Raw genomic sequence first — 13,752 nt, 5'->3', positions numbered from 1 at the left:
GCTCTCGATCGCCAACTCCGACTCGCAGAACATCCTCTCGCTCTTCCGTTAATCCGGAAAGTCATAGAGCCTCAATCAGGAGGCCGCGCTCGACGGGCGCGGCCTTTTTCGTGCCCGTCATTTTTTTATTAACTTTCGTAAATGGCCGTTTAACCTTTGTTAACCATTTCTCTCTTAGATGGGCTCATCGAAACGATGGGTTAACCAAGACGAAGAAGAGGTTAACGGGCATCAAGCCAAGCCATCGATTGCCGGTGTAATCCCGGAATGTCCCTTTCATCTAGCCAATCAAGGGGCACTCAAAATGACGAGCATTCTTACCAATATCGCAGCCATGGCTGCTCTCCAGACCCTGCGGCAGATCGGCTCAGATCTTGAAAACACACAGAGCCGTGTCTCGACCGGCCTACGTGTCGGTACCGCTTCCGACAACGCTGCCTACTGGTCTATCGCAACCACCATGCGTTCCGACAATGCGGCCCTTTCCGCCGTTCAGGACGCCCTTGGTCTTGGCGCCGCCAAGGTCGACACCGCCTACGCCGCGATGGAAACCGTCGTTGACGTTGTCAAGGAAATCAAGAGCAAGCTCGTTGCCGCGACCGAGGCCGGCGTCGACAAGGCCAAGATCCAGGAAGAAATCACTCAGCTTCAGGATCAGCTGAAGAGCATCGCCTCCTCCGCCTCCTTCTCCGGTGAAAACTGGCTGCAGGCCGATATCGGCGGAGCGTCGAATGCGAATGGCATTATCCAGGCAGGGGATGTTGTCACCAAACAGGTGGTTGCTTCGTTCATTCGTGGTGCCGACGGCAATATCGCGGTCCAGACGGTCGACGTTAAGCTCGACGAGACGAATGTCCTTTTCGACCTTTCGGGCGGCAATGCCGGCCTTCTCGACATGAACATGATGAAGGGTTCGCGCGCCATCAGCTACGACGACGGCACGACCAATCATGTCCAGTATTATGGCGTGGTCAATACAACTGCCCTGTATGACACCAGCGCCCAGTGGAAGGACATCGGTGGCGGCGTCTTCATGAAGGGCGACACCAACGGCGTCTTCACGACCGGCGCAAGCGGCACCTACCTCATCAAGGTCGGCGGTGCTTATATCGACGCCGTCTACACCACCAAGGGGTACGACTTCTCGGCTGGTGCGACTGCCACTGCCGGTGCATCGTATTCGCTGAATGTTTCCGTCGCCGAACTGGACATCACCAAGCTCGATGACTACCGCAACGGCGGCACCAGCGATCTGGGCATGGGCGGTACCAATGTCAGCGACGAAGACATCATGGCGGCGCTTCTCTCCTTTGTGGATACGCAGCTCGAAGCGCTCACCAGTTCGACTGCCAAGCTTGGTTCGATCTCGATGCGTATCGAGATGCAGGAGGATTTCGTTTCCAAGCTGACTGACTCGATCGATAGCGGCATCGGCCGCCTGGTCGATGCGGACATGAACGAGGAGTCGACGAAACTCAAGGCGCTGCAGACCCAGCAGCAGCTTGCGATCCAGTCGCTCTCGATCGCCAACACCAGTTCCGAGAATATTCTGTCGCTCTTCCGTCAGTAAGCGGCGCTCTTGGCTAGGAGCGGTTCGTCCCGCTCTGACACGACAGCAATATTCAGGAGAGAAAACCGCGTCTCGCAGGAGGCGCGGTTTTTCATATTGGCTGCGTGGCTTGCGCGAAGCCTGCACGGGCGTCGCGTTCGGGCATTCAGACCTCAATAACAACTTGCCAATCCACGATTGCCTTTGATAACTGTCGTATTAACGATTTGTTAAGAACGACAGGCCGCCCGCATCCGCGATGCAGAGGGGCGGTAAGCATGATGCCTCTCGTCGTTTCCGGTGATGCACTCCGGATTGTTCAGAATATCTGACCGAGGCACGGCCAATGACCAGTATCCTTACCAACGCTGCCGCTATGGCTGCTCTGCAGACCCTGCGCTCGATCGACCGCAACATGGAGATAACCCAGGCGAGGGTCTCCTCCGGCATGCGTGTCCAGACAGCTGCGGATAATGCGGCTTACTGGTCGATCGCCACGACGATGCGTTCCGATAATCACGCGCTGTCGACGATCCAGGATGCTCTCGGTCTCGGCGCGGCAAAGGTGGATACCGCTTATGCCGCCATGGAAAGCGCTATCGACACCGTCATGGAGATCAAATCCAAGATCGTTGCCGCTTACGGCGTCGGTGCCAACCGTAACAAGATCCAGGAAGAAATCACGCAGCTCCAGGAGCAGCTCAAGAGCATTGCCGAATCCGCTACGTTTTCGGGTGAGAACTGGCTGCAGGATTATATCAGCAACGGCGGCACCAATGCGGACGAGAAGCCGGTCATCAAGCAGGTTGTAGCGTCGTTCACGCGCACCGCCTCGGGCGAGGTCGCCGTCAAGACCGTCGATTACACGCTGGACTCCAAGACCGTTCTTTTCGATCTCAGCGGCGGTAATCTCGGCATTCTGGATTCGCCGGTCGAGTTTGTGGCTGAAGGCGAAGCGGCGGTGACCGTTACCACTGCGAATGGCACCCAGGCACCGACGAGCGCGAGCTATGCCGTTCCTTTCTACACCGAAACCGATCTGATTGGTGCAACTGCAGTCGATTCGCGTATCTATGATCTCGCCGGCACTCTCTATATGAAGGTCGCTGAAGGTCAGTGGGTGCAGGTGACCACGGTTGACCCCGCCACTGCGCCGGTCGTGACGACCCCGCTTCACCAGATTGGCGCGACGAATTATTATCTCGATACGAGCGTTGGCGATAACCTGGACAATCGTAAGCTCGATATTTCCGTCTCGTCGCTTGACATAGACAAACTGGATGAGGTGGCGGCGCAGATGAACGCGTTGGTTCCGGGTTCTGCGCCGGACAACGATGCAGTGCTGGATATGATGGAGCGTTTCGTCGATAAGCAACTGCAGATGATGACGAGTGCCGCTTCCAGCCTCGGCTCCATTCAGAAACGTATCGATCTTCAAGAGAGTTTTGTCGCTTCGCTGACCGACGTGATCGACAAGGGTGTGGGTCGATTGGTTGATGCCGACATGAACGAGGAATCAACTCGACTGAAAGCGCTCCAGACGCAGCAACAGCTTGGTATTCAGTCGCTTCAGATCGCCAATACCAACGCCGAAAACATCCTTCAGCTCTTCCGGCAATAACACGTATAGATTGATTGCCTTCTCCGTGCCGCACTTTTCTCGACTGCGGTACGGCACGTCGTTGAACCTGCCCTTATGCTCTGGTGCGCTGTTGCCGCATCTTCATCCTCGCGCAAGTTTGACTTCCTACCGTATCGCTGTGGTCTGGCGAAAATTGCCATCTCGCCACCGACGAACGAATGAAAACCTTATCGGAATGATGCGATGATTGCAGCAGCGGAACTTCGCTCCTTCGGCGAGCTCGTAACGAGTACCCGGCAAGTGGGCACGGAACGGCGGGGTATCCGATGAGTGCCTCGCTCGCCCGCTATCTGAAGGACTTCAGCGAACCGCAAGCCATTCCGTTACCGTTGATGGCGGACAGCTTAACTCAGGGTTTCGACGACGATCTGGCACTCCCTTCCGTGGTCGAGAGCCCGGTCGATGTGGAGGCGGAACGCGCCGAAGCCTACTCGAAGGGCTATGATGCCGCCTCCGAGGAACTGCAGCGACGTTTCGAGGAAGAGCGCCAGGCACTTTTCTCTGCCCATGCTGAGGAAATGGCAGCACTGCGCGAAAGATATGAAACCGAGGCGGCAGCAATGATCGCGACCCGGCTTCAGGAAATTGCCGGATTGACGGCGCAGGCGGTCAGCGATCAGACGGCGGGAATTCTGGCACCGCTGCTCGATGACGCGCTTGCCCAGAAGGCGGTATCCGATATGGCGGATATCATTCGCGGCGCCATGATCGAGGGCGATCTTGGGGCGCTGACGGTGCGTGGTCCGCTGCATCTGTTTGAAAAATTGAAGGAAGCGCTTGGAGACCCCACGCCGCTCCTGCGCCATGTCGAAGCGCCCGACCTCGATATCGCAGTCGATATAGGTGAAACCGCTCTTGTGACCCGCATGTCCGCGTGGTCCGCGAGTCTGAAGAAGGTACTGGGATGAGCGAGGGCGAGAACCATCATCACGGCAAGAATGAGGTTGTCATCGTCAAACGGCATGGCGGCGGGCACGATGACGGCCATCATGGCGGTGCCTGGAAAATCGCCTATGCCGATTTCATGACTGCGATGATGGCATTCTTCCTCGTGATGTGGCTGGTCAACGCAGCCAACGAGGAAACCAAGGCCTCGATGGCGAGCTATTTCAACCCGATCAAACTTTCCGATGAGACCCCGGCCGAGAAGGGCCTTGAGAAGCCCGTCGATGCAGCGGAGGGCCAGGAAGACGGCGAGCGCTCGCGGGTCAAAGCGGATGCCGACGTTCAAGGCTCTGCTGCGGCGACCGGCGAGGATATGACGTCAACCTCCGGCGACGAACCCAACTACTCCGAGGCGGATTTCTTTGAGAACCCCTATTCCGTTCTTGCCGAGATTGCGCAGGAGGTGGGGCAGCAAGCCAATGTAAGCGCAAAGGGGGAAGGGGGGGCAAGCGAATCCGGTCCCGCGACCGGAGCGGATGGCGGGCAAGCCTATCGCGATCCCTTCGATCCTGATTTCTGGACCAGGCAGGTTCAGGTAACGCGCGCTGACGGTCCTGAGCAAGCTGTAAAAGCGGTTCCGAGTGACGATCCGCAGGCGCAAATCGGTCAATCTCCCCAGGCGCCACAATCGACAGAGGGCCAGCCGCAGCCACCGGTCACGCAAATGGCGGCCGCCGCTCCTATGCCGCGTCCTGATCCGACACAATTGGACAAGACACAGACCCAGCCGGATACGCAGGCAGGCAAGTCGGCGGATATCGACGGGCGCAAGGCGGAGGATGAAGCCAAAGCGGAGCAGAAGGCGGCGGACGATTTGCGCCAGGAAATCGAGCGACAGATTTCCGGCGTTGCGGGCAAACTCGCCGAAGGCCTCGTCGTCACGCCTGCCGAAGGCGGTTTGCTGGTAATGATTTCCGATCAGACGGATGATCCGATGTTCAATATCGGCTCGGCCGTACCGCGCCGCGAAATGGTGCTGGCGATGGAGAAGATCGGCCGGATCCTCAAGGAACGCAAGGGAAGCGTCATCCTGCGAGGTCACACGGACGGTCGCCAGTTCAAAGACACGCAGAACGACAACTGGCGGCTTTCCATGGCCCGCGCTCACAGCGCCTACTACATGCTGGTGCATGGCGGTCTGGGGGAAGATCGCATCAAGCAGGTCTCGGGCTTCGCCGACAGGCGTCTGCAGGTGCCGGGTGATCCCTTTGCCGCGGCGAACCGCCGTATCGAGATCCTGATCCAGGCGGACGAGGGATAAGATGGTCCTTGCGGGCATACGGTCTCTGTTGGCGACTACGCTCGTTTTCGGGGCTGCCTTTGCATATCCGGCATCCGCCCAGGATCATGGCGAGCTTGCGCCCTATGTCATGCTTCGCTCGCTGCAATTCGTGCAGGATTCCGTCGTGCTCGGTGATCACTCGGCGGCGGAGATGCAGCGTTTCATGCTGGAGAGGGTCGATCAAAGGTTTAGGGCGGCAAATCCGTCGATCTTCGAGGATCCGCGCAATGTCGACGCCGCGTTGATCTATGCCATGAGCGGTGGCAATCCGGCCACGCTCGAATTCCTCGCCGCGCGCGACATTGCCGGAAATTTCGACAGCCGCATTGCCGATGCGCTCAGGAAATATCTGAGCGGCAAGGGCACTCTGGTTGCAAAAAGTCTGGGCGAAATGGCCAAGGAATACCGAGACGAGAAGATCGGCCCCTATCTCTCGCTGGTCAGTGGCAATGTGATGGTGGCGACGGATCCGAAGGATGCGCTGGTCTTTTACGATTGGGCGCGGCTGACGGCCCCTGGTACCATCATCGAAGAAGCCGCATTGCGCCGTTCGGTTGCGATCACCGTGGATGCCGACATGGTCGAGCAGGCGCTTTCTTACGCGCGCAAATATGCCCGGCGCTTCATACATTCGCCTTATGCCAGCCAGTTCGCCGATTTCTTCGTACAGCTTGTCGTGGGGCATTTCGGCGAGATTACGGAAGAGGATATCGACGGAGCACTCGAATTCATGGACGTCGACCGCCGCCGCGAGGTCTTCCTCCGTGTTGCACGTGCAGCCGCCATCGCCGGCAAGAATGACCTTGCTCGTCTGGCCTCTGCAAAAGTGGAAGCGCTTTCCGGGAATCCGACGCCTGAAGCACTCGCGCGGCTCTATGGCGGCCTTGCCGATATTCCGACGAATGACATTCGAGCAGCCATGCAGGCGATATCCGATATCCCCGAAGAGACGCTTTCGCCGCGCGATCGGGCCTTGCGTGAGGCGGCAAAAGTTGTGGCGGAGCAAGTCGTTGGCTGGCCGACAGCCGAAAGCCTCGCACAAGAAAAGCCAATCAATATGACTAATACAGAAGACGCAAAATCCCCAGTCGCGTCGCCCAGAAATGAGATCGCTGGGCCTGCTGCCACCACGGAAGATCCGACGGCTGGCGCAGCTGCCAAATTCGATCCGGCCTTCCAGACATATGTCGATAGTGGTCGTTCGAAATTGAATGCTATCGATGAAATGCTGAAGGAGGAGAATCCGTCCAAATGATTACCGACATTCTGGGTGGTAAGGCCGATGCGGCTTCGTCCGCAAAACAGGCGATTTCGGGCCGCAAGGATACCGACGCATCTTCGAACAGCTTCTCCGATGCTCTTTCGGGTCTTGATCGCGATCTGCCCCCGCAGCAATCGGATGACGATGCCCTTGAGAACGAGGGCACGTCATCCTCTCTCGGGGATCGGATGGCTGCCGAGGTGAAATCCGCCACGTCAAAACCGATCATTGACATAAGGCCGGAATCCCTTCGTCGCCCCCCGGACGAATTGAAGAATAATGTTGAATTTCCTGGGCAGGAACGACTGGGAAAAGCCGAAGAGCGGCAGATGACGCCGGCTGAAAAGAAACTTCGTGACGCTCTTGCGGCTGCAAAGGCCTTGGCGCGCAAATCCGACGAACTTCATGAGAAGGGCGCCACGGAGAAGCGCGTGGCTGCCGACAAGATCGACCCGCAGGATGAGGACGCTACTCTGGATACGTCCATGCTTGACGCGGACGATGCCAAGATCGCCGAGATGTTCTCGCTTCTGATCGGCAGCGAGGCCAAGTCCGGCGAACTGAACGCTATGATGCCGAAGAATATCGCAGGCGCGCAGGTGAAGCGCGCCAAGGATGGAGATGCCCGGTCCAACAATGTGGACGCCTTTGCCGTCAATGATCCAAAGCGTTTCAAATTGACCGGAGCGGGAGAAGATCAGTTGCCGTCGGTGCCTGGCGGCCCGGATGCGGGTGCGGAGGAGACCAGACTGTTTCGCTTCAGCAACGCGCGGGGTGAAGGTCAGAAGGTCGATATGGCAGTCGGTAAAGGCCGAGACGAGCATTCCACGGTGGAATTCCGATCGCCTTCGAATGGTGCAGCCGAAAATGTCGCGGTCCTCGACTCGCGCCGTTTCCTCGGGCTTGCTCCCAATTCCAACGGGGCGAACCTGACCGCGATGCTGGCGGGTGATCCGGAATGGGCCGCCGCTGCGCATCCGAGTTCAGCCCTTTCGAATGCGGCCGCGCAAAGCAGCACCGGCACCGTCGTGAACATGCTCAAGCTGCAGATGAATCCGCATGAGCTCGGCATGGTGACGGCCACATTGCGTCTGCATGGCGATGAACTGAACGTCCATCTCACCGTCGAAACGCGTGCCGCCTACAGACAGCTCAGCGAGGACAGCGGCGGCATTCTGGATGCGCTCCGTGCCCAGGGCTTTGCCGTGGATCGGGTGACGATCAGCATTGCGCCAACGCCGACGTCGGCCTCGGATGCGGCAGGTGGTCAGCAGGGCCAAGCCGGTCAGCCGGGGCAGCAGGCAATGGCAGAGGGCGGAAGGCAGGGGCATGAGACTGGCCGCGGTCAAGAGCGGGCAACTGCGGAGCAAACGAGGAATTCGAATGAAGCGGTATCGGAGAACACCCAGCTTTCGGGTTCTGGTAACGCTCGCTCTGGTCAGCTTTACCTCTGACGCATACGGCGGTTCGCTGTTCAGTTCCGGTGGATGGGGCGGGCCTGACGACGCCGCGGTGAAGCCTCCTTCCGCACCTGCCGCGGTTCGACCTGCATCTGCAGCCACGTCGCCGTCGCCTGTGCCCGTCAATCCGGGTGTCTGCGAGCGCGAGATTCAGAGTGCAGCGGCCAAATACGGCATACCGGAAGGTATCCTCTATTCTGTCGGCCTGACGGAAACTGGCCGAAAGGGAAGCCTTAGCCCTTATGCAATGAACATCGAAGGGAAGGCCTATTTCCTGCCGTCGGCGGAGGTGGCCATGACGAAATTCCACGACGCGAAGCGACAGGGAGCAAAGCTGATCGACATGGGCTGCATGCAGATCAATCATTATTTCCACGGGGAGAATTTCGCGTCACCGGAGGATATGTTCGATCCGCGTCGCAACGTGGAATATGCAGCGAAATTCCTTCGCAATCTACATGATAGGCATGAAACCTGGACGATGGCGGTGGCGAGATACCACGCGGGACCCAATAACGACCCTGCTCAGAAGAGATATGTCTGTCGTGTCATCAGCAATCTTGTCGCAACGGGCTACGGAAAATGGACTCCGACGGCTTCCGGATTCTGCGACGGGTAAGCAATCCTGGATTGAACTCAGAAATCAAAGAATCGCAAAATTGCAGCGCTGCCACATATGTGGCAAATGTGGCAGCGCAAGTCTTCTTTTACGATGCGTTAATTTTTCCACTGAAGAATTGTGCCTGTTTAGATGCGGCATACTACATCTAGTGCAAATCAGGGAGCATGTGTTAATCAACTATTAATTTGTTTGGTTAATTTCACGTAGCTTGCCTCCGATTCCGCTGATTCGTACCCATAGGCCTATTGAAACACCACAACTGATTCGGAGGCGGACGAATGATCGTAGTGGTTGATGAGCGCGAGCTCGTGAAAGATGGGTACACCTCTCTCTTCGGGCGGGAAGGAATTCCTTCCACGGGGTTTGATCCAAAAGAATTCGGCGAATGGGTGAATACGGCGGCGGACATGGATATCGCCGCGGTGGAAGCCTTCCTGATCGGTCAGGGCGAATGCGCCCTCGAACTGCCGCGGGCGATCCGGGACCGTTCCATGGCGCCGGTGATCGCAGTCAGCGACCATCCCTCCCTCGAGGCTACGCTGGCCTTTTTCGACAGCGGCGTCGATGATGTCGTTCGCAAACCTGTCCACCCCCGCGAGATCCTGGCGCGTGCCGCCGCGATCCGTCGCCGGTTGAAGGCGATCTCGAATTACACCGACATCGGTTCGATTCGCGTCTTCTCCGATGGCCGGGATCCGGAGATCGACGGCGACGTTTTCCCGTTGCCGCGCCGCGAGCGCCGCATTCTCGAATATTTGGTCGCCAACCGCGGCCGGCGCGTCTCGAAGACTCAGATTTTCAACGCCATCTACGGCATCTTCGACGAGGAAGTCGAAGAAAACGTTGTCGAAAGCCACATCAGCAAGCTGCGCAAGAAACTGCGCAAGAAGCTCGGCTTCGATCCTGTCGATTCCAAGCGTTTCCTTGGCTATTGCATCGACTGGGACTGATTTTCAGTAGGGTCTTGCCGCTTATTTTCGGCGGGTACGGGAAAGCAGACAGCTTCACGCAAGGCCCACCACCTACTCTCTCCATCAAGACACAACGGAGATTTCCTATGAGTATTTTCGGCACGATGAAAACGGCCGTCTCGGGTATGAATGCTCAGGCCAATCGTCTCGGCACCGTTGGTGACAACATCGCCAACTCGAGCACGGTCGGTTATAAGCGGGCATCGACTGCATTCTCTTCGCTGGTGCTTCCGTCCACCCAGGGTTCCTACTCATCGGGCGGTGTCGAAACCAACGTTCGCTACAGCATCTCCGAGCAGGGCGGCATCCAGTACACGACATCGAACACCGATCTTGCGATCCAGGGTGAAGGCTTCTTCATCGTCAGTGATGCGAACGGTTCGCCTTATCTCACGCGCGCCGGTGCCTTCCAGAAGGATCCCAACGGTTATCTCGTCAATACGGCCGGCTATCAGCTCATGGGCTATCCCTATGGTTCGAACCCGCCAGCCGCTGTCGTCAACGGCTTCAACGGCCTCGAGGCCATCAACATCAATGACTTCGGTCTGGTGTCTTCACCTTCGAGCCAGGGCAGCTTCCCTGCCAACCTGGACAAGGAAGCGGACGTGGTTGCTGCCGGTAGCCGCCCGAGCGACAACGTTGCGACCAGCACATACACGAATAAGAGCTCGCTGACCGGATACGACCATGCCGGGTCGAAGGTGCTTTACGATTTCTACTACACCAAGACCGGGACGAATACTTGGGAAGTCAGTGTCTACCGTCAGGATCAGTCCACAAACGGTGGGTTCCCTTACACTGCAACGGCACCGGCTACCCTCGTCCAGCAAACGGTGACGTTGACCTTCGATCCCAACACCAACAAGCTGGCGTCGGGTTCTCCGACGGACATTGTAATCACCGATCCGAACGACGGCGCTACGCCGGCTCAGACGATCACGATCGACCTCTCCGACATGACGCAGTTCGCAAGCGACTTCACGCCGGGCAAGGGCATCATCGACGGCAACGCGCCGAGCCCGATCACCGATGTTGAAATCGGCGGCGATGGTGTGGTCACTGCGGTCTATCAGGATGGCGGGCGCCGCGCGATCTATCAGCTCGCACTGGCAACCGTGCCGGCGATCGACAAGCTACTGCCGCGGAACGGCAACGTCTATCTGCCGACCAATGATTCCGGCGTCGTCACCATCGGTTTCCCGCAGAGCGGCTCTTTTGGTGAGATCTATTCCGGTGCGCTGGAAAGCTCCAACGTCGATATCGCCAACGAGCTGACCGAGATGATCGAATCCCAGCGCGTCTATACCGCAAATTCCAAGGTCTTTCAGACCGGCTCAGACTTGATGGACGTCCTCATCAACCTGAAGAGGTAAGCGGACAGGACAGTCGAGAGAATAAATCTCAAGAGGCTAGTAAAGAATGTCGCTTTCGTCAGCATTGTCCACGGCTCAATCCATTTTCAACAACTCCGGCACGCAATCGGCCGTGGTTTCGAAGAACATCGCCAATGCACAGAACCCGGATTATATCCGTCGTTCCGCAGTGGTGGTGACCGGTGGAAACGGGGCGATGATCGGCGATATCGTCCGCTCCCAAAATGCGCCGCTCCTGCGTCAGACGATTGAAAGCTCGTCGGTTGCAAGCGGGCAGCGGACGCTCCTGGATGGCCTCGAAGAGATCAAGAACCTGATGGGTGGCAACTCCAACGAGCTGTCTCCCGCCAAGCTGATTACGGCCTTCCGCAACAATCTGGATGCATTTGCCTCAACCGCCAACGATACCGGCCTGGGCATTTCCGTCATCTCCAGTGCGCAAGATCTGGCGACGGGCCTGAATACGGCTGCCGACAAACTCCAGCAGATCCGCAAGGATGCTGACGATCAGATCAAGCAAGATGTCGATGAGCTGAACTCGCTGCTTTCCAAACTGGAGAGCGTCAACAATCAGGTCAAGAATGCAACGGCAAGCGGCACCGACGCCAATGACGCGCTCGACGAGCGCGAAGCTCTCGTAAAGCAGATTTCCGAAATCGTTGGCGTAACGTCTTATATTCGCGAAAACAACGACCTGGTGCTTTATACCTCCGACGGGGTGACGCTGTTCGAGACCGTTCCCCGCAAGGTGACGTTCCAGCCGACGGCCGCTTTCGACGCATCGACCAACGGCAATGGTGTCTACATTGATGGCGTGGCTCTCAAAGCCGGTGAGGCCGCCAACACGAGCGCCAAGGGTTCGATCCAGGCGTTGCTGCAGCTTCGCGATACGGTTGCGCCGACCTTCCAGAGTCAGCTCGACGAGATTGCCCGCGGTCTTATTACGGCTTTTGCTGAAACAGGGCCTACCGGTGCTCTAACGCCGATGACCGGTCTTTTTGCGTATAAGGATAGCTCCGGCGTCCAGCAGACAGCAATTCCTGCTTCCGGTGCGATCGTGCCGGGCCTTGCCTCACGGATCTTCGTCAATCCGGTGGTGGTTCCCCCGGCGGGTACGCCTGACAAGCTGCGTGATGGCGGCATCAACGGAGCCGCCTACGTCGTCAACACCGGCGGCAGCAGCTATGGCGATCTGCTCGACAAGTATAATGAAAATCTCGAAGCGCCGATGACCTTCGACCCGTTGACGGAAATCGCCGACGCTCCGGACCTTCTATCTTTTGCATCCGATTCCATGGGTTGGCTGGAACAGCTTCGCAGTACGGCGACTGCGGCCGACGAGTCGAAAACGGCCATGCTGACCCGAACCCTTGATGCCTATTCCAGCAACACGGGCGTCAGTCTCGACGAGGAATTGTCGCTGCTTCTCGATATAGAGCAGTCGTACAAGGCCGGTACCAAGCTGATGGCGACGGTCGATGAGATGATGCAGGCCCTATTGGATATTGCGAGCTGATCATGAAGACCTCTTTCATTTCCACATTGTCCGTCCAGACCACGATGCGAAATTCGATCGCCGGCGTGCAGCGCGAAATGGTGAAGGCCAACCAAGAGTCCGTGACCATGAAGCACGCGGACCTTGGTGTTACCTTGGGCGCCAGCACATCGCGCGCGCTCGACCTTTCGCGCGAAATCAGCCGTATCGAATCTTTGCTCAATACCGCCTCGCTTGCGACCACACGATTGGAAAGCGCGGAACTCTCGCTCGATAACATGAACAAGCTCGGCCTTGATATTCAGAGCGCAATTCTGACGCTGGGCAGTTCTACCGACGAGACGAGCCTGGCGACGGCGCGCCAGACGATGTCTGCCTCGCTTGCCGCATTCACGGATTTTGCGAATACTTCAGTCAAGGGCGAATATATCTTCGCCGGCATCAATACCGACGTGAAGCCGATGGAGGATTACTTTGCACCGGGATCACCGGCGAAGGCGGCCTTCGACACCGAACTCAATTATTACATGTCGTCGCAGGTCCCGCCCATACCGAGTCTGTCGGCGATGACGGAAGATCAGATGAACGATTTCCTCGATGACCTCGAGGCGAAGTTCAACGGGACGGCTCCCCTCACGGATCCGCCGCATCCGGCGGCGCTGGCTGGTCAGGATCTCTGGACAACCTTCTTCTCCAGCGCAAGCGACGAGAACATGAAGAGCCGTATCAGCCCGACCGAGGTCATCGACAGCTCGACGAATGCCAACAGTGCCGGCATGCGCAATTTCGCGTTCGCATCGATCGTCTCGATGGAGCTTCTGCAGACCAGCGTCAGCCAGGAGGCTCGTGAAGCCGTAAGCTCGCGAACCAACGCTGTTATCAACAAGGCGATGAACGGCGTAGACAGCATCAATCAGCAGCGGACGACGATTGGTATCTCCACCGAACGGGTTTCCAAGGTTGAGGAAAGGTTGCAGGCGCAAGAAGATATTCTGACGAAGAGCCTGGGAGACATGGAAAATGTCGATCCGGAGGAGGCGGCTACTCGTCTCAATACGTTGAAGACACTTCTCGAAACTGCATATACAGTGACGGCTAAAATACAGCAGCTGAGCCTCGCCAACTTCCTTTGATGATTAAAAGGAAGGTCGT

The 13,752-nt window shown here is 57.6% G+C and carries 11 protein-coding genes; all 11 read left to right on the top strand.

The annotated features are described in order from the left end of the window. Positions 1 to 304 precede the first annotated feature (304 nt). The 11 genes from JL39_RS28405 to JL39_RS28355 all read left to right on the top strand — a co-directional run bounded on the left by JL39_RS28405 (position 305) and on the right by JL39_RS28355 (position 13,733). On the top strand, positions 305 to 1,570 hold the full coding sequence (locus JL39_RS28405; protein ID WP_037158735.1) for a flagellin: 1,266 nt from the start codon (positions 305 to 307) through the stop codon (positions 1,568 to 1,570). Between the two features lie 325 nt (positions 1,571 to 1,895). Continuing rightward, entirely contained in the window at positions 1,896 to 3,170 is a 1,275-nt protein-coding gene (locus tag JL39_RS28400) for a flagellin (RefSeq protein ID WP_037158732.1), read from the top strand. A 287-nt stretch (positions 3,171 to 3,457) separates the two neighbouring features. After that, positions 3,458 to 4,099, top strand: coding sequence for a hypothetical protein (locus JL39_RS28395; protein ID WP_037158728.1), 642 nt, complete (start codon positions 3,458 to 3,460; stop codon positions 4,097 to 4,099). Beyond that, positions 4,096 to 5,397 carry a MotB family protein gene (locus JL39_RS28390; protein WP_037158725.1) on the top strand — a complete coding sequence of 434 codons (1,302 nt, stop codon included), beginning with the start codon at positions 4,096 to 4,098 and terminating at the stop codon, positions 5,395 to 5,397. The genes JL39_RS28395 and JL39_RS28390 overlap by 4 nt, the downstream gene beginning before the upstream one ends. 28 nt (positions 5,398 to 5,425) lie before the next feature. After that, on the top strand, positions 5,426 to 6,673 hold the full coding sequence (motC, locus tag JL39_RS28385; protein ID WP_244446976.1) for a chemotaxis protein MotC: 1,248 nt from the start codon (positions 5,426 to 5,428) through the stop codon (positions 6,671 to 6,673). Beyond that, a complete protein-coding gene (locus JL39_RS30685) occupies positions 6,670 to 8,133 on the top strand; it encodes a flagellar hook-length control protein FliK (protein ID WP_052183158.1) in 1,464 nt (487 codons plus the stop codon). The genes motC and JL39_RS30685 overlap by 4 nt, the downstream gene beginning before the upstream one ends. A 121-nt stretch (positions 8,134 to 8,254) precedes the next feature. Continuing rightward, the gene (locus JL39_RS28375) at positions 8,255 to 8,758 is read left to right on the top strand and encodes a lytic transglycosylase domain-containing protein (protein WP_081953026.1); all 504 of its coding nucleotides are present in this window, start codon (positions 8,255 to 8,257) and stop codon (positions 8,756 to 8,758) included. A gap of 281 nt (positions 8,759 to 9,039) precedes the next feature. Beyond that, the gene (locus JL39_RS28370; protein WP_037158720.1) at positions 9,040 to 9,711 is read left to right on the top strand and encodes a winged helix-turn-helix domain-containing protein; all 672 of its coding nucleotides are present in this window, start codon (positions 9,040 to 9,042) and stop codon (positions 9,709 to 9,711) included. Between the two features lie 107 nt (positions 9,712 to 9,818). After that, a complete protein-coding gene (locus tag JL39_RS28365; RefSeq protein WP_037158717.1) occupies positions 9,819 to 11,105 on the top strand; it encodes a flagellar hook protein FlgE in 1,287 nt (428 codons plus the stop codon). A gap of 46 nt (positions 11,106 to 11,151) precedes the next feature. Further along, positions 11,152 to 12,621 (top strand): flagellar hook-associated protein FlgK, encoded by a 1,470-nt coding sequence (gene flgK, locus JL39_RS28360; protein WP_037158714.1) that lies wholly within the window; start codon positions 11,152 to 11,154, stop codon positions 12,619 to 12,621. Between the two features lie 2 nt (positions 12,622 to 12,623). Beyond that, a complete protein-coding gene (locus tag JL39_RS28355) occupies positions 12,624 to 13,733 on the top strand; it encodes a flagellar hook-associated family protein (RefSeq protein ID WP_037158711.1) in 1,110 nt (369 codons plus the stop codon). Positions 13,734 to 13,752 lie beyond the last annotated feature (19 nt).

This window comes from Rhizobium sp. YS-1r (assembly GCF_000757525.1).
GTDB lineage: Bacteria > Pseudomonadota > Alphaproteobacteria > Rhizobiales > Rhizobiaceae > Neorhizobium > Neorhizobium petrolearium.
This window is presented reverse-complemented; position numbering and strand designations above follow the sequence as displayed.